The following is a 22463-nucleotide window of genomic DNA, read 5'->3' on the forward strand; positions in this document are numbered from 1 at the left end:
GTTAGTAGGGGATCATTAATATGACGCCCGACACCAGCGCAAACAGCAGCACGCCCTGGCGCAGTCGCCTGGCGTCGATGCGGTGGTGTGTCACGCGGCTGGCGACGCTGCCGATGATCAGCGGCGGCAGCAGGTAGAGGGCCCAGAGCAGCTGGTCGAGGTGGAACTTGCCCGCCGCGGCCAGAATGATCAGCGAGATGATTTCGCCGACCAGGAAGCAGCAGGCAATGGTCGAGCGCAGTTCCGGCCCGGGGCGGTGCTGGTAGAGCAGCGCCAGGGGCGGGCCACCGACGCCGGTGGCGGTCTCGGTGACGCCGGTAATGACGCCGACGGTGGCGCAAGCGCTACGTTGCGGTCGGAACACCGGGGCGAACAGGGCGGCGAGCACGGCAATCACCGTCGAGGCGCCGACCACCTGGTTGAGACTGTCGGCGCTCAGGATGACCAGGATCCACAGGCCGATGAAGGTGCCGGGCAGGCGACCCAGGCTGATCCAGCCGACACCCTTCCAGTCGATCGCCTCGCGCTCGCGCAGGCCGACGTAGAGATTGAGCGGCAACATCAGGATCAGCAGCGCGATCGGCAGCAGATCGGGGCGCAGGAAGCCCAGCACCGGGGCGACGATCAGCGCGAAGCCGATGCCGATCGCGCCCTGTACGAAGGCGGCGATGCCGGTGGCGGCGGCGATGATGACGAAGATGACGATCTCGTTCATGTTCGGCGTGCCGCTCCCGCGGTCAGCTCGGCGCCGATCTCCTGATTCCCGTTGACCGTTTCCCGGTGCGCCGACGACGGCGGATGCACCCGATAAATCGGCGCTCTTTCCACCGCGGCGCCGGCCGCCTCGCGCACCTCGCGCAGCAGCGCGCGGGCATCCCAATCCACCGGCCAGCCCTGCCACAGACGCAGCCGGCCGTTGGTGAACACGGCCTCGATCTGATCACGATTGGCATAGCGCACCAGCTCCCAGGGACGATCCCAGGACGGTGTCATCTCCGGCACGTCGAGATCGACGAGCAGGAAGTCGGCGGCCAGGCCCGGGGCGATCTCGCCGGTCAGCCCCTTGAGCCCCACCGCGTCGGCGCTGGCACGGGTGGCGTGATCGAGCCATAGCCAGCCGCCGCCGCAGGACGAATCCCCGGACGCCAGGCCGACGGTCAGACGCTGGCTGGTCTCGGCGGCATCCATCAGGCGGAAGCCGTCGCTGCGCGTGCCGTCGGTGCCCAGGCCAAAGCGGATGCCCAGCGCGGCCATCTGCAGTGCCGGCGCCACGGCGTTGCCCTTCCACGAGCTGGCAACCGGATTGAAGGCCACCGCGGTACCGGTGTCGCGCAGCAGGTTGAGCTCGTTCGGGGTGACCAGGGTGGCATGGGCCACCAGGGCCTGGGGCCCCAGGGCGCCGACCGCATGCAGGTGCTCCAGGGGGCGCTGGCGCCGCGCCACCAGGGAGCGCTCCACCGCCTGCAGGTGCTCGTTGACATGGGTCTGGAAGATCCCCCCCGCCTCCGCGCTGAGTGCGGAGGCGGCGTGCAGCATGGCGTCGCTGGCCACCTCGGGAATCGATACCGCCAGCGACGGGCTGACCAGGGGGTGGGACTGCCACTGGGCCAGGTGCCGCTCGGCCCGTTGCAGGATGGCCGTCCTGGCCTCGGGGTCGGAGTCGCCGGCGCCGCCGCCCAGGTCATTGCAGATCATCCCCAGCACGCAGCGCAGGCCGGTCTCCTCGGCGGCCCGGGTGATTGCCGTCATGTCGGCGGCGGAGCGGGTGCCGGCATCCACGGCGGTGGTGAAGCCGCCGCGCAGCGCCTCCAGGGCCGCCAGCTTGGCCGACAGGTGCAGCAGCTCCTCGTCGAGGCTGGCCTCCAGGGGAATCCAGATGCGCTTGAAGATCTCCGAGGGTTCGCCGAACACCAGCGACTTGCCCAGGGACTGGGTCAGGTGGTGGTGGGTGTCGATCAGCCCCGGCATCAGCAGCTGTCCCGGCAACTCGATGGGAGTCAGCTCCGGGTGGCGGCGGCACAGGGTCGTGGCATCGCCCACCTCCTGGAACTTGCCCGCGGCGATCAGTACCGCCTGGTGCGTCTGGCAGCCCTCGGGGAGCAGCACCTCCTCGGGCAGCAGCAACAGGGTCTCGTCGCCGAGGCGGTCGGGCGCCAGCCGTGGCGCGGAGCGGGTCGGATGCGTCATGCCTTAGTCTCCCTTGGAGGCTTCGAGGGGGGGCGCAGCGCCGCCGTTGCGCGGTCGGCGGGAGGTGCCCAGGTGGTGGAAGAGGATATTCACCAGCACCGCGGTCAGGGTGCCCATGGCCAGGCCATTGCCCAGCACGATCTGCAGGTGCTCGGGGAAGGCGCTGTAGAAGCCCGGCACCACGATGGGCAGGATGCCCATGGCCAGGGCCGCGGCCAGGGTGAACATATTGCCGTTCTGGTCGAAGTCCACCTTGCGCAGGATATTGATGCCCATGACGCCGATGATGGCGAAGACGATCACCGCGGTACCCGCCACCACGGCGGTGGGGACGGCATGGGCCAGCCGGCCCAGGGGCGCGATCAGGGCCAGCAGCACCAGCATGGCGCCGGCGGCGATGGTCACGTAGCGGGAGCGCACCCCGGTGGCGCGGATGATGCCGATGTTCTCGCCGCTGGTGATGATCAGCGAGGTGCCGAAGCAGCCGCCGAACAGCGAGCCCAGGGCGTCGGCGCGGATATTGTGCGGCACGATGGCCTTGTGGTCGCCGCGGCGGCCGACGATCTCGGCGGTGGCCAGGGTCTGGCCGGTGGCCTCGGTCATCGATACCACGCAGAAGATCAGCAGCGGCAGGGAGGCGAAGAGGTCGAACTTCGGCATGCCGAAGGGGAAGGGCTGGGGGAAGGCGATCATCGGGCCGGCGAGCACATTGTCGAAGCTCATGGCGCCACCGAGGACGGCCACCGTCGCCCCGGCCAGCAGGCCCAGCATGACGGCGATGCGCTGCCAGATGCCGCTGAAGCAGCGGGCGAAGAGCACGGTGCAGGCGATGGTGACAAGGGCCAGGGCGATGCTGCCCATGCTGGCGAACTCCGGCGAGCCGGGGCGCCCGGTGATCAGGCCGCCGAAGATGCGGATCAGGTTGATCGCCACCAGCAGCAGCATGGTGCCGATAACGATGGGTGGGAAGTACTTCAGCAGCCGGGTGAAGAAGGGCAGGGCCAGGAAATAGAAGAGGCCGGTGAGGATCACCGCGCCGGTGGCGGTCTGCAGGTCGGTGGCCTGGGCGATGGCCAGGAAGATCACCAGGGGGGCGCCGCCGGGCACCTGCACGAAGGGCAACCGGGCGCCGAAGCCGAAGGCGCCGACGGATTGCAGGATGCCGGCCAGGCCACAGGCCAGGAAGATGGCGCTCATCAGGCCCACGGTGACGTCGTCCGCCAGGTCCAGGGTATGGCCGATCAGGAAGGCGGCGGTGATGGGGGCGGCCGCCATGACCAGCACATGTTGCAGCCCATAGAGCAGCATGGTGCCCAGGGGCAACCGCTGGTCGACGGGTTCGACCGCCTCGGTTGGCTTGGGGGTGGTGTTCATCGGGAGTCCTCTTGTTGTTGTGATCACCGGCCGCGGGAAGGGGCGGCCGGTACCTCAACCCTAGCGAGCCCTTACTGTTCTGGTCCATAATAATGTTTCGCATTAATCGTTGCCGAAAAGGCAACAGTTGGCGGAGGGTGGAATGCATCTGCTGTTGCCGGGATTGCGCTATTTCGAGGAGGTCGCTCGCCAGGGCTCGCTGCGCCGCGCCGCGGAGCGGCTGCATGTGGCCGCCTCGGCGGTCAATCGCCAGATCCTCAAGCTGGAAGACGAGCTGGGGGTGCCGCTCTTCGAGCGCTTGCCGCGGGGGCTGCGGCTTTCCCCGGCCGGGGAGTTGCTGCTCGAGCAGGTGCGCCAGTGGCAGCGGGACGAGCGAGGGCTACAGGAGGAACTGGGGGAGATTCGTGGCAGTGGCTGCGCCGAGGTGCGGATCGCCAGCGTCGAGTCGCTGACCGACCAGTTGCTGCCGGAGGTGCTGGCGGAATTTCGTCGCGACTTTCCGCGGGTGCGCTTCGTGATCACGACCGGCATGACCGATGCCATTCTCGAGCGGGTGGCCACCGGCGAGGCCGATATCGGCCTGTGCATCAACCCGCCGACGCTGCCCAGGATTCGCCTGATCGAGCGGGTCGAGCTGGAGTTCGGCGCCGTCATGGCGCCACATCATCCCCTGGCGGCGCGGGCCTCGGTGAGCCTCGAGGAGTGCCTGGCCTATCCGGCTATCCTGCCTGGGCGCGAGATGTTTCATGGCTCGACGCTGCAGCAGGTCTTGGCAGAGGCGGATATCGAGCTCGAGCCGCAGGCGACGGGTAATCGTATCCTCACCCTTAAGTCGCTGGCGCGAGCCGGCCTGGGAGTCGCCTTCCTCAATCGGCTCGACATTGCTCGGGAACTGGCCCTGGGCGAGCTCGTGTTTCGCCCCCTGAAGGACCGGAATATTGCCAGGGCGAGAATGGTCCTGTGTACTCACAGCGACCGTACCCTCCCCATGGCGATTGCTGTGCTCGCGGAGCGGCTGCGTGAGGCCATGCAGGCCATCGCGCCTCGGTCCTGACGGCAGAACCCCACAACGAGAAGGCCCGCGGCATTGCCGCGGGCCTTCTCTCGACTTCATAAGAAGGTGCTGACTTGCGTCAGGTTTACCGCCAGCCGACGCGATCGAAGATGCGAACCGCCTCGGGGTTGTTCTCGCCCAGGATGCTGATGTTGAGGTCATCCTTCTTGAAGTCGCCCCAGGACTCCAGGGTCGGCGCCTTCTCGATGCCTTCCACCACCGGGAACTCGTTGTTGCCGGAGGCGAAGATGGCCTGGGCCTCGTCGGAGGCGAGGAACTCCAGGAAACGGATGGCGTTGTCGCGGTTCTGGGAGCCCTCGACGACACCGGCGCCGCCGACGTTGACGTGGGTGCCGCGGCCATTCTGGTTGGGGAAGAGGATGCCGACCTTGTCCGCCGCTTCGCGATCCGCCGGGTCCTCGGAGTCGAGCAGGCGGACATAGTAGTAGTGGTTGGCCACGGCCAGGTCGCACTCACCGCTGGCGACGCCCTTGATCTGGTCGGTGTCGCCACCTTCGGGCTGGCGGGCGAAGTTGTTGACCACGCCCTGGGCCCACTCCTCGGCGCCTTCCACGCCATGGTGCTCGATCATCGAGGCCAGCAGCGACTGGTTGTAGATGTTGTTGGACGAGCGGATGCAGACCTTGCCCTCGAAACGCGGGTCGGCCAGGTCTTCGTAGCTGCTGATCTCGCTCGGGTCGAAGTTGTCGCGGTTGTAGAAGATGGCGCGGGCCCGCTGGCTGAAGCCGAACCACTTGCCTTCCGGGTGACGCATGGCCTCCGGCAGGCGCTCGGCCAGCACCTCGGACTCGATGCCCTGGAAGATGCCTTCCTGCTCCGCGCGCCACAGGCGGCCGGCATCGACGGTCATCATGACGTCGGCAGGGCTCGCCACGCCCTCGCGCTGGATGCGCTCGATCAGTTGGTCCGAGTCGCCTTCCAGGACGTTGACCTTGATGCCGGTCTGCTCGGTGAAGGCCTCGTACAACCGCTCGTCCGAATCATAGTGGCGTGCCGAGTAGAGGTTGACCTCATCGGCAGTGGCGCTGGTGGCGAAAGCCGAACCGGCCAGTACGGCGGCGAATGGAACGGCGAGACGGTGGCGGTTGATCATTGTGTGCACCTCATGAGCCTGCTGGAGTGAAGGCATTGCCCTTGAATGATAATACGTTGCATTAGCGCAATCGCCATTGAACGCTTTCGCCTGCCTGTCGTCAAGCCCTGGTGATGCTGGCCTGGGCGGTTAAGTGGCTGATGCCATGACGGAAAGCAAGAAGCGGTGGAAAATATTGCGAATGCGAGTACATTTCAAACGTATTTACTGGACATTTCGGTTACGATGAGGGCCGTTCTTGCCATTCCGACCAAGCTGCCCTGATGCCATGACCAGCCAACAGAACCAAGTGGAAGCCGGACAGGCCCCGAGTCGCCAGCCGCCCGTGTTGTCGATGAAGGGAGTGCACCATTCCTTCGGTCGTCTTGCCGCCGTACAGGGGATCGATCTGGACGTCGCGCCCGGCGAGGTCGTCTGCCTGCTGGGGCCCTCCGGCTGTGGCAAGACGACCCTGCTGCGCATTGCCGCCGGGCTGGAAGTGCTGCAGCAGGGCAGCGTGTCCCTCAACGGGGGTGCCATCGCGGTACCCCATGGCCGGCATCTGCCCCCGGAGAAGCGTAACGTGGGCCTGGCGTTCCAGGATTCGGCGCTCTTCCCGCACCTCTCCGTGCTCGAGAACGTGACCTTCGGCCTGAAGGGCGAGCCATTGCCGCAGCGGCGCAAGCGCGCGCTGGGGTTGCTCGAGCAGCTGGGCATGGCGGCCTATGCCGATGTCTATCCGCACATGCTCTCGGGGGGGCAGCAGCAACGCGTGGCCCTGGCCCGGGCGCTGGCGCCGGCGCCGCAACTGATGCTGCTCGACGAACCGTTCTCCAGCCTGGACGCCAGGCTGCGAGACCGCATTCGGGACGATACGCTGCATGTCCTCAAGAAGGTGGGCGCCGGCACGCTGCTGGTCACCCATGACCCGGAGGAGGCCATGTTCATGGCCGACCGCATCGCCCTGATGCGCGATGGCCGCATCGTTCAGATGGGCACCCCGCGCGAGCTCTACTGCCATCCCTGCGACCCCTTCGTCGTCACCTTCTTCGGCGAAGTGAACGAGCTGAGTGGCGAGGTGCGCGATGGCTGCGTGCAGACGCCGTTGGGGCCGGTGGCCGCCGGCTGGCTGGCAGAGGGGGCGCAGGCCCAGGTGATGGTGCGTCCGGAAGCCTTGCGACTCACCGCGCGCGATGAGCCGCCCGAGGGACATCGCTACAGTCACGTGATCATGGCCAAGCTGCTGGGGCGCAGCAGCCTGCTGCATATCTGTGCCCATGGCGTGGATGGCCGTGAAGCTCACCTGCATGCTCGGGTGCCCGGCGTCTTCCTGCCCGCCGAGGGGCAGCCGGTGGATATCCATCTCGACCCGTCACAGGTCTTTGTCTTTCCCTCCGAAGCCGGTCTGGCCGGGGCGGGAGCGGCGCAGGGCCATGCTGAGCAGGATCACCGGGATTATGCCCACAGCCACGATAGCCAGTGAGGCGGTGGACGCCTCGGCCAGGCGCTCGTCCGATGCCAGGCTGTGCGCCCGCACGGCCAGCGTATCGAAGTTGAAGGGGCGCAGGATGATGGTGGCGGGCAGTTCCTTCATGACATCGACGAACACCAGGATACCGGCGGCCAGCAGGCTGCCGCGCATGATGGGGGTGTGAATCCGCCGCAGCGTACCGGTGGCGGTCTCGCCGAGGGTCCGGGCCGCCGCATCCATGCTGGGTGTGACCTTGCCGAGGCTGGCCTCGACGGCATTGAACGAGACGGCCAGGAAGCGCACCACATAGGCGTAGACGAGGATGAAGGCCGAGCCGCTGAAGATCAGCCCGATGATCACGCCGTGGTGCTCGTGCAGCCAGTCGTTGATGGTGTTGTCCAGCCAGGCGAAGGGGATCAGGATGCCCACGGCGATGACCGAGCCGGGAATGGCATAGCCCAAGGAGGCGATGCGCGTGGCCGTCCGAGTGACCGGGCTGTTGTTGATGCGTGCGCCGTAGCTGAGGATCACCGCCAGACCGACGGCAATCAGCGCGGCGACCGTGGCCAGCAGCAGGCTGTTCCAGGCGAAGTCGAGAAAGCGCGTACCGAACAGCGCGTCTCCCTTCTGGATGGCGAGCTGCAACAGCAGGCCGCAGGGCAGCAGGAAGCCGATCAGCACCGGTATTGCGCAGGCGGCGAAAGCGCCGCTGGCATGCCAGCCGCGCAGGCGGTACTCGGGCAGTTGCTGATAGCGATTCGTGGTGTGGAAATATTTCCGCTTGCCGCGTGACCAGCGCTCGAGCAACACCAGTGCGATGACGAAGACCAACAGGCAGGCGGCGAGCTGGGCGGCGGCGACCTGCTCGCCCATGCCGAACCAGGTGCGGTAGATGCCGGTGGTGAAGGTGTCGACGCCGAAGAACTGCACGGCGCCGAATTCGTTCAGGGTTTCCATCAAGGCCAGCGAGACACCGCCGATGATGGCGGGCCGTGCCAGCGGTACGGCCACGCTGGCGAACAGGTTCCAGGGGCCCCTGCCCAGGGTGCGCCCCACATCCAGCACGCAGACCGACTGCTCGATGAAGGCCGCCCGCGTCAGCAGGTAGACATAAGGGTAGAGCACCAGGGTGATCAGGGTGGCGGCGCCGCCGAGGGAGCGGATGTCGGGAAAATAGTAGTCGCCATGGCTCCAGCCGAACAGGTCACGCAGCCAGGTCTGCAGCGGGCCGGCAAACTGCAGAAAATCGGTATACGCGTAGGCGATCACATAGGTGGGTACCGCCAGTGGCAGTAGCAGGGCCCACTCGAAGAACCGTCGCCCCGGAAAGCGGCACATGACCACCAGCCAGGCGGTGCCGGTCCCGATCACCAGGGTGCCGATTCCTACCGCGATGGTCAGAAACAGGGTGTTGGCGAGATAGCGTCCCAGCACGGTACTGGAGAGGTGTTGCCAGACGCCGTCCGTGGGCATGGCGATATGGGCAAGGATGACCAGTACCGGCAAGGCCACGACGGTGGCAATGGCGAGTGTCAGGATGGTCCAGGGTCTGAAGAGATTCGATAGCCGGTGCGCAATGGCGGACAACCCGGTGCTGGAGGATCTAGACAAGCGAGGACTCCTTGCGATGGCAGGGGCTCGGGCCGCAAATGCGAGACCATGGCGGCTGCAAATATTATCAGCTAGGGCATGTGTCTGCAGCCTCGGCAACCCGCCCTCAGACGAAGGCGCCCGCCGTCGGGTGACGGCGGGCGCCTCGTCATGGGGGCGGGCTGTCGGGTCAGTAGCCGAGCAGCATCGATGGCAGACCGGTGACCAGGGCCGGGAAGAACGCCATCAGCACACAGGCCAGCACGATCAGCGCACAGAACGGGATCACCGCCTTGTAGAGGTCGACGATCTCGACCCCCTTGGGTGCCACGCCCTTGAGATAGAACAGCGCATAGCCGAAGGGCGGGGTAAGGAAGGAGGTCTGCAGCACCACCGCGACCATCACCACGAACCACAGCACGTCCACCCCCATGTTCTCGACGATGGGCAGCATGATCGGGAAGCTGAGCAGCACGATGCCGGTCCAGTCGAGAAACATGCCCAGGATGAATACCAGGAACAGCATCAGGATCAGGGCGCCGATGGTGCCCCCGGGCATCGCCATCACCACGTCGTGGATCACGCTCATGCCCCCGCCTCGGGAGAACACCCCGGTGAAGGCGGTGGCCCCCACCAGCACCAGCATCACCATGGTGGTGGTCTTGCTGGCGTCGATCAGGGTGCGGTAGCAGGTACTGGCCTTGCGGTCGCCGAAGATCAGGAACAGCAGGAAGGCGATGGACACCCCGATGGCCGAGGCCTCGGTGGCGGTGGCGATGCCGGTGAACAGCGAGCCCAGCACCCCGAGGATCAGGCCCATGGGCGGCACCACGTACTTGGCCAGCATGATCAGCAGCTCGCGGGTACTGGTCTCGGCACGTTCTGCCGCCGGCACCGGCGGGCCATAGGAGGGCTTGATCCAGCAGATCACCAGCACGTACAGGGCGTACATCACGCCCAGCATCAGCCCGGGCACCAGCGCGCCGGCGAACAGCGCACCCACCGAGACCGGCGAGTAGCTGGCCATCAGGATCAGCATGATGCTGGGCGGGATCAGGATGCCCAGGCAGCCGCTGGCCATGATCACCCCGGTGCTGAGCTCCTTGTTGTAGTGGTACTTGAGCATCGGCACCAGGGCGATCATGCCCATCACCGCGATGGAGGCGCCGACGATACCGGTGGTGGCGGCGAGCAGTACCGAGACGATGACCACCGTCAGCGCCAGGCCGCCGCGCAGGTTGGCCAGCAGCAGACGCATGGCGTCGAACATACGCTCGGTGACCCCGGAATCGTTGAGGAAGCGCGCCATCAGCACGAACAGCGGGATGGCCACCAGGACATAGTTGTCCATGGCGTTGCCGTAGATGTTGTTGATCAGGGTGCCGAGTACCTTGATCCCGGGACCGACCAGGGCGCCCAGCACGGCGACGCCGCCGAGCACGAAGGCCAGCGGATGGCCCATGAACAGGCCGATCAGCAGGCCCGAGAACATGAACAGGGTAAGCAGTTCCGCACTCATGCCGAGGCCTCCTGGCGCAGTTCCTGGATGGCACGGATGACGATGGCGATGGCCTGCAGCAGTATCAGCGCCGCGGTGACGACGATCACCGCCTTCACCGGGTAGACGGGGATGGCGACCATGCCGTAGGTGGTCTCGCTGCGGCTGAAGGAGCGTTCGAAGAAGCTCCAGCCGTAGGTCAGCAGCATCCAGATGAAGGGTACGAAGAAGATCAGGTAGCCGAGGATCTCGACGGCGGCCCGCTTGCGTCGCGAGAGCAGACGCTTGAGCACGTCGACCTCGACATGGGCGTGGTGGCGCAGCCCATAGGCCGCCATCAGCATGAAATGGGCGCCGAACAGCATCTTGGTGACATCGAAGGCCCAGTCACTCGGGCGACCGAAGAAGAAGCGCATGGCGATGTCGTAGATCACGATCAGGGTGATCACGGCGAGGAGCGGGGCGACCAGGCGCCCGAAGCACTCGTTGAAGGTATCGATTGCCTTGGCGATGGCATTCATGGTCGTGGATCTCGGGAATCGGGGTGGATTCGCAATCGTATCGAGCACGGCACAACGAGCGCCGCCGATGGCGAACCAGCGGCGGCGCTCCAGTCGGGCCCACCCGGCGTTGCGGGTGGGCAAGGGGCACCTTTACAGGCAGGCCTCGAGTTCCTCCAGCGACGGCAGGTTGTCGGTGACCCGGCTCATGTTGTAAGGCACCGAAATGTCGCGCCAGTTGGCATAGTGCTCAAGGTAGCTGATCATGGAGTGGTAGACCTTGGCGTGCATCGGATCCTCGCAGGCCCCCTGGAGGATCACCTCGTTGGTGATCTCCTGGATGCGCGCGAGGTCCTCTTCGGCGAGCTGGTTGATCTCGGTGCCGTCTTCGAGGAACTTGACCGTGCCATCGGTGGACTCGCGCTCGGACCAGGCGAGTGACCAGGCCATGGTGGCCTCGGCGGCGATCTTCAGTTTCTCCTGGGTCTCCTCGGAGAGGGCGTCCCAGGCGTCCTTGTTGATCATCACGCCGAATACGCTGGCGGACTGGTGCCAGCCCGGAACGGACCAGTAGTCGGCCACCTCGGAGAAGCCGGCGTTGTAGTCGACCCCCGGTGTGGAGAATTCGGCACCATCGACCACGCCGCGCTCGATCGCCTGGTAGATCTCGCCGCCGGCCAGGGTGACCTGGGAGCCGCCGAGCTGCTCGAGCACGCGCCCCTGGTCACGGCCCGACAGGCGTACGCGCTTGCCCTCCAGGTCGGCCAGGCTCTCGATGGGCGTGCCACCACGGAAACCTGACTCGTTGTTGGTGATACCGTAGGGCAGGTAGACCATGTTGTACTGGCCGTAGACCTCCTGGTAGAGATCCCAGCCCCCCCACTGCATGATCCAGTTCAGGTAGTCCACGCCGTTGAACAGGCTGGTGGTGGTGGCCAGCGGCGAGAAGGCCGGGCTGTAGCCGGCCCAGTAGCCGGGCCAGTCGCCGGCGGCCTCGATGCTGCCGGTCTGGGTGGCATCGAAGACCTCGGTGCCGGGCATCAGGGTGCCGCCGGCGCGGAATTCGATCTGCAGCTCGTCGCCGGCCAGCTTGTTGACCAGTTCGGCCCAGTGCTGGTCGATCTGGATCAGGTCAAGGTTGTCCGGCCAGGTGGTGGTCATGGTCCACTGTTCCTGGGCCTGGGCGGTGGAGGAGAGGGCCGCGAGGGCAACGCCGGCGGCAAGGCCGGTGAGGGCAAACTGGGTCATCTTCTTCATTGATGCGCTCCCTGATGGGTTTTTCTGTTGTCGAGAAGAAGCAGAAACGCCGAGGCCGCATCCGTTGTAGTCCCTGACCGGTTGCGGCACCGCCTGCCCGCGGCTTGACCGGGTGGGCAGGTCGGCATGCAAGACAAGCTAGCATGGGGCGACTGTCACAATCGATAGGGCGCGCCGAGGGCGACCGCATGGCCGTGAGAGGGCGCGGAAGGCCCGGACGCTCAGTTGAAAGAGTTTTTCAATCAAGGAATTGAATGGTTCGGCGTAACCTCAATTAGCATAGTGGATGTCACCCGCTGCGTTGAATACCGTGCAAAGACAAGACTAAAGTTCAGCCGAAGGGAGGCGCCTTTCCATGCATGACGAGTGCCAGACGGCGGCCATCGAGGTGCTGATCGGCCATGCCCGCACCCTGGCCGGGCGGCACTGGCGTGGCCTGGTCTGGCTGACCGGCGAGCCCGAGGAGTGTCGCTCGCGAGCCCTGGCGCTATGGCGGGCCGGTGACTGGGGCTCGCCGCTCTGGGTGGTGCCGCGGCCACCCGGCGGAGTCGAGGCCCGGCACTGGCTGGCTCCCGCGAAGGCTCGCACCCGGCTGGGAGGCGAGCTGGGACTGCTGGTGATCGATACGGTGTCCGATGATGCCGGCTTCGACCCCGAGGCCTTCGGGGCGCTTTCCGGCACCCTGCGGGCGGGGAGCCTGCTGGTGCTGATGACCCCTCCCGATTGGGGCGCGCGTCCCGATGCCGACTACGCGCGACTGGCGGAACACCCCCACCGGGCCGAGGAGCTGACAGCACATTACCTGCAACGCCTGGCGCGGCAGCTCTGCCTGGCTCCCGGCGTCGTGCACTGGCCGGCCGCTGGTGAGCCGCAGCTGCCACCACTGCCTGCCTCCATGGCGGCCTCCCTGCCTCCCGAAGATCCCGACTGCCTGACCCGCGACCAGGCCGAGGCGGTGGCGCGGCTCATCCGGCTGCGTCGCCGTCGCCCGCTGGTGCTCACCGCCGATCGCGGCCGCGGCAAGAGTGCCGCGCTGGGCATCGCCTGTGCCCGGCTCCTCGTCGCCGGTGAGCCCCGGATCCTGGTGACGGCGCCGCGTCCATCGGCCGTGGCGGCGTTGTTCGAGCGCCTCGAGGCGCTCTGCCCCGGGGGTAGCCGACAGGGCCATGCCTTCGTGCTCGGCTCGGGTCGGGTCGCCTTCCTCCCTCCCGACGAACTCTCGGCACTGACCCGGCGGGGCGAGGCGGGCGGCCCCGGCCAATGGTTGCTGGTGGACGAGGCGGCGGCGATTCCGGCCACCCTGCTCGGCGAGTGGCTCGAGGCCTTCCCGCGCATTGCCTTCGCCACCACCGTGCACGGCTACGAGGGCTCGGGGCGCGGCTTCGCCCTGCGCTTTCGCCAGCGCCTCGAGCGTCGCACCCCCGAGTGGCACGACTATCACCTGAACGCGCCCATCCGCTGGGCCGCCGGGGACCCCCTGGAGGCCCTGGTCACTCGCCTGTTGCTGCTCGATGCCGAGCCCGGCGACACCAGGGAGGCCCCGGTGACGATGCGGCGCGTTCGGCGGGCCGAGCTGGCCGACGACGAGCGGCGTCTGGGTGAGCTGTTCGGGCTGCTGGTCCAGGCCCATTACCGCACCACCCCGAGCGACCTGCGCCGCCTGCTGGACGGGCCGGGCGTGGCCATCACCACCCTCGAGGCGGGGGCTAGCCCCCAGGCGGTGCTGGTCACCACCGACGAGGGCGGCTTCGATGTCGAGCTGGCCGAGCGGGTCGCCCGTGGGGAGCGGCGGCCGCGAGGCCATCTGATGGCCCAGTCGCTGGCCGCCCACGCCGGTTGCCGCGACGCCCTGTCGGGACGCCTGCGCCGGGTGCTGCGGATCGCCGTGCACCCCGGCCAGCGGCGCCGTGGGCTCGGTCGACGCCTGCTCGAGGCCGAACGGCAGCGGGCCCGCCGCGGCTCGATCGACCTGCTGGGGGCGAGCTTCGGTGCCGAGCCGGGGCTGATCGCCTTCTGGCAGGCGCTTGGCTTTCGTGCCGTGCGACTCGGGCTGACCCGTGAGACGGCCACCGGCGAACACGCCCTGATGGTGGTGGCGCCGGTCAGCGCCCGGGGCGAGGGACTGGCCGTCGAGCTCGAGACCCGCTTTCACCGCCAGCTGCCGGGGCTGCTGGCCTTCGAGCTCGCTGGGCTGGAGCCCGAGGTGGCCGCGGCCCTGCTCGCCGAGGGGGACGGCCCGATGCCGGCCCCCGGCGACCTGCGTGACATCGATGACGTGGCCTTCGGCCATCGCGAGCCGGCCCTGGCCCGACCGGCGCTGCAGGCCCTGGCGCGCCGGGCCCTGGCCACCGGCCTGTCCCGTGATGCCCCGGACCTCTGCCTGCTGGTGGCCTGGGCCTTCCAGGGGCACGGCACGGAGCGGCTGGCGGCCCGGCTGGGGGTGTCGGGGCAGCGGGCGGTCACCACTCGGTTGCGCCTGGCGGTGGCGGCCCTGCGCGAGCGGATCGCCTGAGGCTTTCCATGCCTCGGGGCGGTGGGTAAGGTAGCCAGGTAGACGCCGAAGAAGAATTCGCATGAACGCACATCTCGAGCAACTCTCGCCGCAGCCGCTATGGCGCCACTTCTGTACCCTGTGCAACACGCCGCGGCCCTCCGGTCAGGAGGCGGCCCTGGTGGCCCGCCTCGAGGAGTGGGCCGAGGCGCGGGGCCTCGCCCATGACCGCGACGCCTTCGGCAACCTGCGCCTCCGCAAGGCCGCCACCCCCGGCCATGAGCGCTCACCCGGCGTGATCCTGCAGGGCCACCTGGACATGGTGGCCCAGGCCAACGCCGACCATCCCCATGACTTCACCCGCGCCCCCATCGACACCTATGTGGCGGACGGCTGGCTGCACGCCCGCGATACCACCCTGGGGGCCGACAACGGCCTGGGCGTGGCGGCGGCGCTGGCGATCCTCGAGGACGAGACCCTGGTGCACGGCCCGCTCGAGGCGCTGTTCACCCTGGAGGAGGAGTCCGGCATGGGGGGCGCCCTGAACCTGGCCGAGGGCTGGCTGGAAGGGCGGGTGCTGCTGAACCTGGACTCCGAGGACCGTGGCCAGGTGTTCATCGGTTGCGCCGGCGGCGCCGATGTGGTCGTCGAGGCCCAGTTGCCCACCGCTGCCCTGGGCGGGGACGAGGTCGCCGTGCGCCTGTCGCTGACCGGCCTGGTCGGCGGACACTCGGGGATCGACATCCACAAGGGGCGCGGCAATGCCAATCGCCTGCTGGTGCGGGTGCTGCGTTCGCTCGAGGCCTTCGATGCGCGCCTGATCGACTACCACGGTGGCACCCTGCGCAATGCCTTACCGCGGGAGGCCTTCGCCAGCCTGGCGCTGCCGGCCGCTGAGCTCGATGACGCCCGCGAGCGCGTGGCGGCGCTCGAGACCGAGCTGCGCGACGAGCTGGCCGGGGTGGACGAGGGGCTGTCGCTGGCGCTCGAGCCGCTGGACGAGCGGCCCGCCGAGGCCCTCACCGGCCATGCCAGCCGCATGCTGATCGGGGCGCTGCACGTGGCGCCTTGTGGCGTCGAGCGCATGAGCTGCGAGATGCCCGGCGTGGTGGAGACGTCCAACAACCTGGGCGTGGTCAGCCTGGCGAACGGGCGCTTTCAGCTCTGTGCCCTGGTGCGCTCGCTGCGCGACAGCGCCACTGCGGACCTGTCCGACCGCTTCCGTGCCCTGTTCGACCTGATCGGTGCCCGCACCCGGGTCGAGAACGCCTATCCGGGCTGGACCCCGGCCCCCGAGAGCGCGCTGCTGGCGCGTTTCCGCCGCCTGCACCAGGCGCGCCTGGGAAGCGACCCCGAGGTGCTGGTGATCCATGCCGGACTCGAGTGCGGCATCCTGGGTGGCAAGTACCCGCACCTGGAGATGATCTCCTTCGGCCCGCTGATCCGCGGCGCCCACTCCCCCGACGAGCGGGTGGAGCTGGCCTCGGTGGAGGAGTTCTGGGGGCTGCTCAGGGCGCTGGTGGAGGACCTTGCCCTGCGAGACTCGGCCTGACGGAAGGCGTCGGGGCCGAAGGGGCCCGGCGCCACCGTCGCGGAAGGGTCAGTGGTTGACCTGGATACGCAGCAGCGGATAGCCATCCACCGTCACCAGCGGGATATCGGTATGGCCACGGTAGTAGTGTCGGCGCGGCCGCTCCGAGTAGTAGTGGTGCTCGACCACGTGGCGTGGCGGCCCCGCGCGGTGGTAGCGGTGCTTGCGGTACGCTCTGTGCTTGTGATGGTGCCTGCCGCGATCGGCACGATAGTCGTGCCGGTGGTAGTGGTGGTGCACCTGTGGCCCGTAGTAGCCGCCGTGGTGTGGCCGGTCGGCCATCGCCGGCAGGCCCATGGCCAGGGTCAGGGCCGCGATCGCGGCGGCCATCAAGAGTCGTTTCATGGGGGTGTCCTCCGAGGATGTGCCGGTGGCGTTGGTGATTCACCCCTGCGTTCCCTGTCCGGATTATAGCCGCCGGCGGGCCAGCTATCGCACGGTGTTCACTGATATGGCAGGCTTTTCCCGATTCTCTCCACATTCGAGGATGCGATGATCGAGCAGCTGCAAGAGGCCGGCCTGGGCTGGCTGGTGGCGGCGGTACTGGGGGCGCTGCTGGTGACGCTGACCGGGCTGGCGCTGGCCTGGCGGCGGCGACTGGCGGCGCTTGAGGCGGCCCGGGCCGAAGGCGAGGTCGCCGCCCGGCGCCTCGAGCAGGAGCTGGTCCACAGCGATGCCCAGCTCGACGCCAGCCGTGAACGGCTCGCGGCCACCGAGACGGCGCTGGCCGCGGCCCGAGAGCAGCTGGCCGAGCGGCGTGAACGCTGTGCCTGGCTCGAGGCCGAACGGGAACAGCTGGCCAGTCGCCACCGCGAGCAACTGGCCCTGCTGGAGGAGGCGAGGGCCGGGCTCAAGGAGGAGTTCCACCAGCTCGCCGGGCGCATCTTCGAGGATCGCCAGCGCGCCTTCAGCGTGCAGAGCCGTGACAGCCTGGAGGCGCTGTTGCGGCCCTTCCGCGAACAGGTCGACCAGTTTCGTCGCCGGGTCGAGGAGCTGCACGGCCAGGAGCAGCGTGAGCGCGGCTCGCTCAAGGCCCAGCTCGAGCAGCTGGCCGGGCTCAACGCCCGTCTGGGCGACGAGGCCGGTGAACTGGCGCGGGCCCTCAAGGGCGATCGCAAGATGCAGGGCAACTGGGGCGAACTGATGCTCGAGACGGTGCTCGAGCGCAGCGGCCTGCGTCGCGACATCGAGTATCGCCGCGAGGTCTCGCTGCACGGCGAGCAGGGCCGCCAGCGGCCCGATGCGGTGATCTACCTGCCCGAGGAGCGCCACCTGATCATCGACGCCAAGGTCTCGCTGACCGCCTGGACGCGGGTGGTCAATGCCGACGACGACGCCGAGCGCGAGACGGCGCTGAAGGCTCACCTGCAGTCGCTGCGCGACCATGTCGGCGGCCTGTCGGCCAAGGCCTACCCCGATCTGCCGGGGCTCAATTCACCGGATTTCGTGTTCCTCTTCATACCGGTGGAGCCGGCCTTCGCCGCCGCCTTCGAGCGCGACCCCGAGCTCTTCCAGGATGCCTTCGCCCGCCAGGTGGTGCTGGTCACTCCCACGACCCTGCTGGCCAGCCTGCGCACCGTGGCCGGGCTGTGGAGCCTGGAGCGCCAGAACGACAACGCGCGGCTGATCGGCGCGCGAGCCGAGCGATTGTTGACCAAGTTCAGCGGCTTCGTCGAGAGCCTGGAGGACATGGGCCGCCATCTGGAGCGGGCCCGGGAGAGCCATCGCCAGGCGATGGGACGGCTTTCCACCGGCCAGGGCAGCCTGGTGGCCCAGGCCGGAGAGCTGCAGCGGCTGGGGGTGCGCATGAAAAAGCCGCTGCCGGCCCACCTGCGCCGCGCCGCCGCCGAAGCGATGGCGGATGGCGCCGACGACGAGACATGACGCCGGACCAGCCCCGAGCGTTACCGCCATCTGCGATAGCCCTGTCACGCCCCGGGCATCGCCCTCAGCAGCCGCACCAGGCTCTCGGCGCGGTCGGCCAGCAACTCGGCGCAGCGCTCGAGGGCCTCGTCGAGTGCCATGGGGCCATCGGCCAGGGCGAAGGCGGCGGTGACCCCCTCGTCGAAGGCCGCCTGCCAGCCCGGTGCCAGGCGCCCGGCCAGTACCACCACCGGGACCCCCTGACGCCGGGCCGCCCGCGATACCCCGACCGGGGTCTTGCCGGCCAGGCTCTGGCCGTCGAGCTGGCCTTCGCCGGTGATCACCAGGTCGGCGTCGTCGAGCAGGGCAGCGAAGCCGGCCTGGGCCATCACCAGTTCGATGCCCGGGCGCAGCTCGGCCCCGAGGAAGGCCCGGGCGGCGAAGCCCATGCCGCCGGCGGCGCCGGCACCGGCCAGGTCACGGTGATCCTCGCCCAGCGCCTTGGCGGCGAGGTCGGCGAAGCGCCCCAGCGCCGCATCCAGGCGCTCGATGTCGGCCGCCGTGGCGCCCTTCTGGGGGCCGAACACCGCACTGGCGCCGTGGCTGCCGAGCAGCGGGTTGTCCACATCCACCGCGGCTTCCACGGCCACTCCGCTCAGGCGTGGGTCGAGCCCCGACAGGTCGAGCTCGGCGAGTCGCTCGAGCGCCGCGCCGCCGGGGGCGAGCTCGTGGCCCTGGGCGTCCAGCAGCCGGGCCCCCAGGGCGACGAGCATTCCGGCACCGCCATCGTTGGTGGCGCTGCCACCCAGGGTCAGCAGCAGGTGCTCGGCACCGGCATCGAGCGCGGCACGGATCAGTTCGCCGACGCCGCGCGTGGTGCTGTGCAGCGCGGTGCGTTCGCTCGGGGTCAACTGCTGAAGGCCGCTGGCCTCGGCCAGCTCCACGTAGGCGGTGCGACTGGCCGGGTGCCAGCCCCAGTCCGCCCGGCTCGGGCGGCCCAGGGCGTCGTGGACCTCGGCCGTGTGCCGCTCGGCGCCGGTGGCGGCGATCAGGGCGTCCAGGCTGCCTTCGCCGCCGTCGGCAAGCGGGCATTCGAGGGGTACGATATCGTTCCCGGCACGGACGATGCCGGAGGCGATGGCTCGAGCGGCCTCGGCGGCCGGCAGGGCATCCTTGAAACTATCCGGGCAGATGAGAATCTTCATGGGGGTACTCGCGTCACGGAATCTCGACCCAGCTTAGCGGGCGTCGGCGTTGTGCTGAAGCTCCGGAACGTTTTCACTCCGCTGGCGCCGCGCGTACACTGCCCGCATCCATGATCGGGAGACTGTCCATGCGCCTCTGGTTGTTGCTCCTGCTGCTGTCGGTGCTGGCAGGCTGCCAGACCAGTCCCTCCGTCTTGCCGATGGCCGACCCTCGGCCGGCCGCCGAGTGCCGCTGGCCGGTAGCCGGTGACTCGCCCGACTCCCTGCTGCGCCGGGCCGTGTCGGCGCTGGAGGCCGATGGCTTCCTGATCAGTCATACCGACCTGTCACTGGGGCTGGTCGGTGCCGAACGCACCCGGATACTGCCCGGCTATGGCGATTTCCATGACCCCTGGGGGCGTAGCGGCTTCTTCGGTCACCATGGGCTGGGCCGCCGCGGTGGCTTATCCAGCGGTGTGGGGGTGATAGTGGGCTTTGGTGGTTTCAGCAGCATTAACCGTGATGCCACCGAGTTGGAGCGGGTCTCGCTGGTGGCAGGGGCCGAGGAGGTTCGCGTGTCCCGGGACATCCAGGTGTTCGACTGGCGGGGGGGGCTACGACAGTCGCGCAGCGCCAGCAACAGTGACTTCTGCGGCCACCTGCGCAGCGCCATCGAGGCCATGCCGGCCGAGGAGGCGCCATGAGGTTCCGACTGCCCGCTGTGCTGCTCATGCTCTGGCTGGCGGGCTGTGCCACGCCGGCGCCGGCTCCCGAGCCGCGGGAGCTGAACGTTGCCGCCTCGCCGGACGCCACCCTGGCGGCGGCCATGGCGGTGCTGATGGATCGCGGCTATGTGATTCGCCATGCCGACGGCGATCTGGCCCGTGTGGAGGCGGCACTGGCCCGCTGGCCCGGCTATCGGGTCCAGCTGCAGGTCGGCGCGCAGGGCGATGACAGTCGAGTCAGCGTCACGGCCACCCGGGGCGGTCGACCCATGGCGCCTCACACCCTCGACCCCCTGCTGGTGGAACTCCAGGATCGGCTGGGGCTCTTACCTTGACGTCTCACTCACCTCCAACGTTCGTCACCATGAAGGCAAGCTCGTCCATGACCTCTGTTTCTCTCCGGCATCGCCTCGTAGGTGTGGCCCTCTTGACTCTCGGATTGTCGCTGCCGGGCCTGGCACAGGCCCACCCCCATGGCTGGATCGATCTGCGCATGCGGCTCATGTTCGACGACGAAGGGCGACTCGAGGCGCTCTATCAATCCTGGCGCATGGATCCCTTCTACAGCCTGGTGGTGCTCGAGGAGCTCGGCCAGGCGGAGGGCGAGGGTGGCCTCGAGGCAGGCCTCGACCGGTTGGGGGTGGAGATTCGCGACAACCTGGCGCCCCAGGGGTATTTCACCGAACTGCGCCTGGACGGCGAGGTGGTGGCCCTCGGCGAGGTCAACGAGTACACCGTGATGGAGCGAGGCGGGCGGGTCGAGTTCGTCTTCCTGCTGCCCCTGGCCGAGCCGCTGGTGCTGGGCGGGGAGACGCTGCGCTACCAGGTGTTCGATCCGAGCTACTACATCGAGGTGGTGCACGAGGATGATGACGGCACGCCGCGCGACGATGCCCTGGTGGTGAGCGGACGGGAGTGCACCACGGGTATCCTTCCTGCCGACCCGGACCCGGAGCGGGTGATGGAGGCCTCGATGCTGGATGTCACCGATGAGGCCGAGCCGGGGCTCGGCCGCTACTTCGCCGAGACCGGGGAGGTGACATGCGGCTGAACACCAGGCGGCTGCTGACGGGGCTCGGCATCCTGCTGCTGGTGGCCGGATTGTACCAATTGTTCCTTCAGGGCGGCTTCCCGTCGCTGACCCTGCAACTGGTGGCCTGGCAGCGCGACTTCCACCGTGCCCTGACCCTGGCCATCACCGAGCTTTCCGGTACCCCTTCGCCGGCCACCTGGGTGACCCTGCTCGGGATCAGCTTCGGCTACGGGGTCTTCCATGCCGCCGGGCCGGGCCACGGCAAGGCGGTGCTGACCACCTATCTGCTCTCCCAGGGTGGCGCCAAGCGTCGTGCCCTGGCGCTCTCCTGCGCCGCTTCCCTGCTGCAGGGGCTGGTAGCCATCACCCTGGTCGTGGTGCTGGTCCATGGCCTGGGCTGGCTGACCCGGCAGGCCATGGGCAGCGTGGCCTGGGTGGAGCAGGCGAGCTTCCTGATGGTGGCGCTGCTGGGGGCCTGGCTCTGCCTGCGCGCCATCCGCCAGTTGCGTCGCCCGCTACCGGCGGTGGCGGGAGAGCGCCAGGCAGATGGGCATGGGCACGACCATCACCACCATGATCACTCTCCTCACTGCTGTGGCGGCGTGCACCATGTCGCCCCCCGGCAGGCGAGCGACTGGCGTACCGCCCTGGCCACGGTGGTGGCCATCGGCATCCGTCCCTGTAGCGGTGGCGTGCTGCTGTTGGGGGCCGCGACCCTGCTGGGGCAGTTCCCGGTCGGGGTGGCGGCGGTGCTGGTGATGTCGCTGGGCACCGCCCTGACGGTCTCGGGGCTGGCGCTGGCCAGCGTGATGGCACGGGGTTGGGCCGAGCGCCGCCTGGCCCGCCAGGGCAGTGCTCACCGTGTCGGTCGGCTGCTGAGCTGGGCGGCGCTGGGCGGCGGGCTGGCCATCGTGGTGCTGGGGGTATCGCTGTCGATGACCGGCGTCAGCCAGCCGACGACCGCACCGCTACTGGGCGAACCGCCCAGCCGTGGCGCCGGCGAAGGGGCATCCCGCCCCCCCTTCGGCGGTTGAGCATCACTCGAGCGCCAGCCCCTCGATCTGGGCGAGTAGCTGACCGCGCATGGCGGCCAGGGCCTCCAGGTTGTAGGGTTCGGGCTCGCCCCGACCCCATACCGGTGCCGGCCAGGCCGCATCGCCATGGCGTCGGACGATGACATGGACATGCAGCTGGGCGACCACGTTGCCGAGGCTGGCGATGTTGAGCTTGTCGCCCCGGAGGCTTTCCTTGAGAGCGCGACCCACCGCGGTGGCCTCGCGCCAGAGTTGCTGTTGCTCGGCGTCGTCGAGCTGGTACACCTCGCTGACGCCTGGGCGACGCGGCACCAGCACCAGCCAGGGATAGCGGGCGTCGTTCATCAGCCGCAGCTGGCATAGCGGCAGCTCCGTCACCGGGTAGCTGTCCTCCACCAGACGGGCATCCGGTTCGAAATCGGACATCGCTGGCCTCCTTGAATTGTCGGGTGTCTCTCCTTGCCTGTGGGCATCATGACACAGGCCGTGGCGCTCGACGCCTCGATTTCCCCCGGGCG

Annotated in this window: 20 protein-coding genes; 9 read left to right on the forward strand and 11 right to left on the reverse strand. The window is 68.5% G+C overall.

Annotation, left to right across the window (positions count from 1 at the left end; genetic code table 11):
* Position 1: 1 nt before the first annotated feature.
* Genes MKP05_RS11990 through MKP05_RS12000 form a run of 3 tightly spaced genes read right to left on the reverse strand, consistent with a single transcriptional unit; the run spans position 2 to position 3561 of the window.
* Positions 2–715, reverse strand: coding sequence for a sulfite exporter TauE/SafE family protein (locus MKP05_RS11990; protein ID WP_240568486.1), 714 nt, complete (start codon positions 713–715; stop codon positions 2–4).
* A complete protein-coding gene (locus MKP05_RS11995; RefSeq protein ID WP_240568487.1) occupies positions 712–2187 on the reverse strand; it encodes an amidohydrolase family protein in 1476 nt (491 codons plus the stop codon). The genes MKP05_RS11990 and MKP05_RS11995 overlap by 4 nt, the downstream gene beginning before the upstream one ends.
* Positions 2188–2190: 3 nt before the next feature.
* Complete coding sequence (locus MKP05_RS12000) at positions 2191–3561, reverse strand: uracil-xanthine permease family protein (RefSeq protein WP_240568488.1); 1371 nt, start codon at positions 3559–3561, stop codon at positions 2191–2193.
* A gap of 142 nt (positions 3562–3703) precedes the next feature.
* On the opposite strand from MKP05_RS12000, the gene MKP05_RS12005 reads away from it, so the two are divergent.
* Positions 3704–4615 (forward strand): LysR family transcriptional regulator, encoded by a 912-nt coding sequence (locus MKP05_RS12005; protein WP_240568489.1) that lies wholly within the window; start codon positions 3704–3706, stop codon positions 4613–4615.
* A gap of 85 nt (positions 4616–4700) precedes the next feature.
* On the opposite strand, the gene MKP05_RS12010 is transcribed toward MKP05_RS12005, so the two are convergent.
* Positions 4701–5729 carry a Fe(3+) ABC transporter substrate-binding protein gene (locus tag MKP05_RS12010; RefSeq protein WP_110285201.1) on the reverse strand — a complete coding sequence of 343 codons (1029 nt, stop codon included), beginning with the start codon at positions 5727–5729 and terminating at the stop codon, positions 4701–4703.
* Between the two features lie 334 nt (positions 5730–6063).
* Between MKP05_RS12010 and MKP05_RS12015 the strand changes: the two genes are divergently transcribed.
* Positions 6064–7191 (forward strand): ABC transporter ATP-binding protein, encoded by a 1128-nt coding sequence (locus MKP05_RS12015; protein WP_240568490.1) that lies wholly within the window; start codon positions 6064–6066, stop codon positions 7189–7191.
* Here the strand turns inward: MKP05_RS12015 and MKP05_RS12020 are convergent.
* The 4 genes from MKP05_RS12020 to dctP all read right to left on the reverse strand — a co-directional run bounded on the left by MKP05_RS12020 (position 7081) and on the right by dctP (position 12024).
* Positions 7081–8790 (reverse strand): ABC transporter permease, encoded by a 1710-nt coding sequence (locus MKP05_RS12020; protein ID WP_110285203.1) that lies wholly within the window; start codon positions 8788–8790, stop codon positions 7081–7083. The genes MKP05_RS12015 and MKP05_RS12020 overlap by 111 nt on opposite strands.
* 169 nt (positions 8791–8959) lie before the next feature.
* Positions 8960–10288, reverse strand: a complete 1329-nt coding sequence (locus MKP05_RS12025; protein WP_240568491.1) for a TRAP transporter large permease — start codon at positions 10286–10288, stop codon at positions 8960–8962.
* Complete coding sequence (locus tag MKP05_RS12030; RefSeq protein WP_110285205.1) at positions 10285–10788, reverse strand: TRAP transporter small permease subunit; 504 nt, start codon at positions 10786–10788, stop codon at positions 10285–10287. Before MKP05_RS12030 ends, MKP05_RS12025 begins: the two co-directional genes overlap by 4 nt.
* Before the next feature lie 132 nt (positions 10789–10920).
* Positions 10921–12024 carry a TRAP transporter substrate-binding protein DctP gene (gene dctP, locus MKP05_RS12035; RefSeq protein ID WP_110285206.1) on the reverse strand — a complete coding sequence of 368 codons (1104 nt, stop codon included), beginning with the start codon at positions 12022–12024 and terminating at the stop codon, positions 10921–10923.
* A 355-nt stretch (positions 12025–12379) separates the two neighbouring features.
* On the opposite strand from dctP, the gene MKP05_RS12040 reads away from it, so the two are divergent.
* Together MKP05_RS12040 and MKP05_RS12045 are read left to right on the forward strand one after the other, a co-directional pair.
* Positions 12380–14536: a tRNA(Met) cytidine acetyltransferase TmcA gene (locus tag MKP05_RS12040; RefSeq protein ID WP_240568492.1), complete on the forward strand. Its 2157-nt coding sequence runs from the start codon at positions 12380–12382 to the stop codon at positions 14534–14536.
* A 61-nt stretch (positions 14537–14597) separates the two neighbouring features.
* Positions 14598–16067 (forward strand): aminoacyl-histidine dipeptidase, encoded by a 1470-nt coding sequence (locus MKP05_RS12045; protein ID WP_240568493.1) that lies wholly within the window; start codon positions 14598–14600, stop codon positions 16065–16067.
* 48 nt (positions 16068–16115) lie between these two features.
* Here MKP05_RS12045 and MKP05_RS12050 read toward each other — a convergent pair whose 3' ends face one another.
* Positions 16116–16451, reverse strand: coding sequence for a hypothetical protein (locus tag MKP05_RS12050; protein WP_240568494.1), 336 nt, complete (start codon positions 16449–16451; stop codon positions 16116–16118).
* 147 nt (positions 16452–16598) lie between these two features.
* Between MKP05_RS12050 and MKP05_RS12055 the strand changes: the two genes are divergently transcribed.
* Entirely contained in the window at positions 16599–17990 is a 1392-nt protein-coding gene (locus tag MKP05_RS12055; protein ID WP_240568495.1) for a DNA recombination protein RmuC, read from the forward strand.
* A 44-nt stretch (positions 17991–18034) separates the two neighbouring features.
* On the opposite strand, the gene MKP05_RS12060 is transcribed toward MKP05_RS12055, so the two are convergent.
* Positions 18035–19174 (reverse strand): glycerate kinase, encoded by a 1140-nt coding sequence (locus MKP05_RS12060; protein ID WP_240568496.1) that lies wholly within the window; start codon positions 19172–19174, stop codon positions 18035–18037.
* A gap of 128 nt (positions 19175–19302) precedes the next feature.
* Here MKP05_RS12060 and MKP05_RS12065 point away from each other — a divergent pair, with 128 nt between their 5' ends.
* Genes MKP05_RS12065 through MKP05_RS12080 form a run of 4 tightly spaced genes read left to right on the forward strand, consistent with a single transcriptional unit; the run spans position 19303 to position 21945 of the window.
* Positions 19303–19857 (forward strand): hypothetical protein, encoded by a 555-nt coding sequence (locus MKP05_RS12065; RefSeq protein WP_240568497.1) that lies wholly within the window; start codon positions 19303–19305, stop codon positions 19855–19857.
* Positions 19854–20213, forward strand: a complete 360-nt coding sequence (locus MKP05_RS12070; RefSeq protein WP_240568498.1) for a hypothetical protein — start codon at positions 19854–19856, stop codon at positions 20211–20213. Before MKP05_RS12065 ends, MKP05_RS12070 begins: the two co-directional genes overlap by 4 nt.
* 29 nt (positions 20214–20242) lie before the next feature.
* Positions 20243–20929, forward strand: coding sequence for a DUF1007 family protein (locus MKP05_RS12075; RefSeq protein ID WP_373681029.1), 687 nt, complete (start codon positions 20243–20245; stop codon positions 20927–20929).
* Positions 20920–21945, forward strand: a complete 1026-nt coding sequence (locus MKP05_RS12080; RefSeq protein ID WP_240568500.1) for a nickel/cobalt transporter — start codon at positions 20920–20922, stop codon at positions 21943–21945. The genes MKP05_RS12075 and MKP05_RS12080 overlap by 10 nt, the downstream gene beginning before the upstream one ends.
* A 3-nt stretch (positions 21946–21948) precedes the next feature.
* On the opposite strand, the gene MKP05_RS12085 is transcribed toward MKP05_RS12080, so the two are convergent.
* Complete coding sequence (locus MKP05_RS12085) at positions 21949–22371, reverse strand: HIT family protein (protein WP_110285216.1); 423 nt, start codon at positions 22369–22371, stop codon at positions 21949–21951.
* Positions 22372–22463 lie beyond the last annotated feature (92 nt).

This window comes from Halomonas flagellata (genome assembly GCF_022487945.1).
Lineage (GTDB): Bacteria > Pseudomonadota > Gammaproteobacteria > Pseudomonadales > Halomonadaceae > Halomonas > Halomonas flagellata.

Coding starts and splice junctions, on each gene's coding strand:
- MKP05_RS11990 (WP_240568486.1), bottom strand. CDS start 715: ATGAACGAGATCGTCATCTTCGTCATCATCGCCGCCGCCACCGGCATC.
- MKP05_RS11995 (WP_240568487.1), bottom strand. CDS start 2,187: ATGACGCATCCGACCCGCTCCGCGCCACGGCTGGCGCCCGACCGCCTC.
- MKP05_RS12000 (WP_240568488.1), bottom strand. CDS start 3,561: ATGAACACCACCCCCAAGCCAACCGAGGCGGTCGAACCCGTCGACCAG.
- MKP05_RS12005 (WP_240568489.1), top strand. CDS start 3,704: ATGCATCTGCTGTTGCCGGGATTGCGCTATTTCGAGGAGGTCGCTCGC.
- MKP05_RS12010 (WP_110285201.1), bottom strand. CDS start 5,729: ATGATCAACCGCCACCGTCTCGCCGTTCCATTCGCCGCCGTACTGGCC.
- MKP05_RS12015 (WP_240568490.1), top strand. CDS start 6,064: ATGAAGGGAGTGCACCATTCCTTCGGTCGTCTTGCCGCCGTACAGGGG.
- MKP05_RS12025 (WP_240568491.1), bottom strand. CDS start 10,288: ATGAGTGCGGAACTGCTTACCCTGTTCATGTTCTCGGGCCTGCTGATC.
- MKP05_RS12030 (WP_110285205.1), bottom strand. CDS start 10,788: ATGAATGCCATCGCCAAGGCAATCGATACCTTCAACGAGTGCTTCGGG.
- dctP (WP_110285206.1), bottom strand. CDS start 12,024: ATGAAGAAGATGACCCAGTTTGCCCTCACCGGCCTTGCCGCCGGCGTT.
- MKP05_RS12040 (WP_240568492.1), top strand. CDS start 12,380: ATGCATGACGAGTGCCAGACGGCGGCCATCGAGGTGCTGATCGGCCAT.
- MKP05_RS12045 (WP_240568493.1), top strand. CDS start 14,598: ATGAACGCACATCTCGAGCAACTCTCGCCGCAGCCGCTATGGCGCCAC.
- MKP05_RS12050 (WP_240568494.1), bottom strand. CDS start 16,451: ATGAAACGACTCTTGATGGCCGCCGCGATCGCGGCCCTGACCCTGGCC.
- MKP05_RS12055 (WP_240568495.1), top strand. CDS start 16,599: ATGATCGAGCAGCTGCAAGAGGCCGGCCTGGGCTGGCTGGTGGCGGCG.
- MKP05_RS12060 (WP_240568496.1), bottom strand. CDS start 19,174: ATGAAGATTCTCATCTGCCCGGATAGTTTCAAGGATGCCCTGCCGGCC.
- MKP05_RS12065 (WP_240568497.1), top strand. CDS start 19,303: ATGCGCCTCTGGTTGTTGCTCCTGCTGCTGTCGGTGCTGGCAGGCTGC.
- MKP05_RS12070 (WP_240568498.1), top strand. CDS start 19,854: ATGAGGTTCCGACTGCCCGCTGTGCTGCTCATGCTCTGGCTGGCGGGC.
- MKP05_RS12075 (WP_373681029.1), top strand. CDS start 20,243: ATGAAGGCAAGCTCGTCCATGACCTCTGTTTCTCTCCGGCATCGCCTC.
- MKP05_RS12080 (WP_240568500.1), top strand. CDS start 20,920: ATGCGGCTGAACACCAGGCGGCTGCTGACGGGGCTCGGCATCCTGCTG.
- MKP05_RS12085 (WP_110285216.1), bottom strand. CDS start 22,371: ATGTCCGATTTCGAACCGGATGCCCGTCTGGTGGAGGACAGCTACCCG.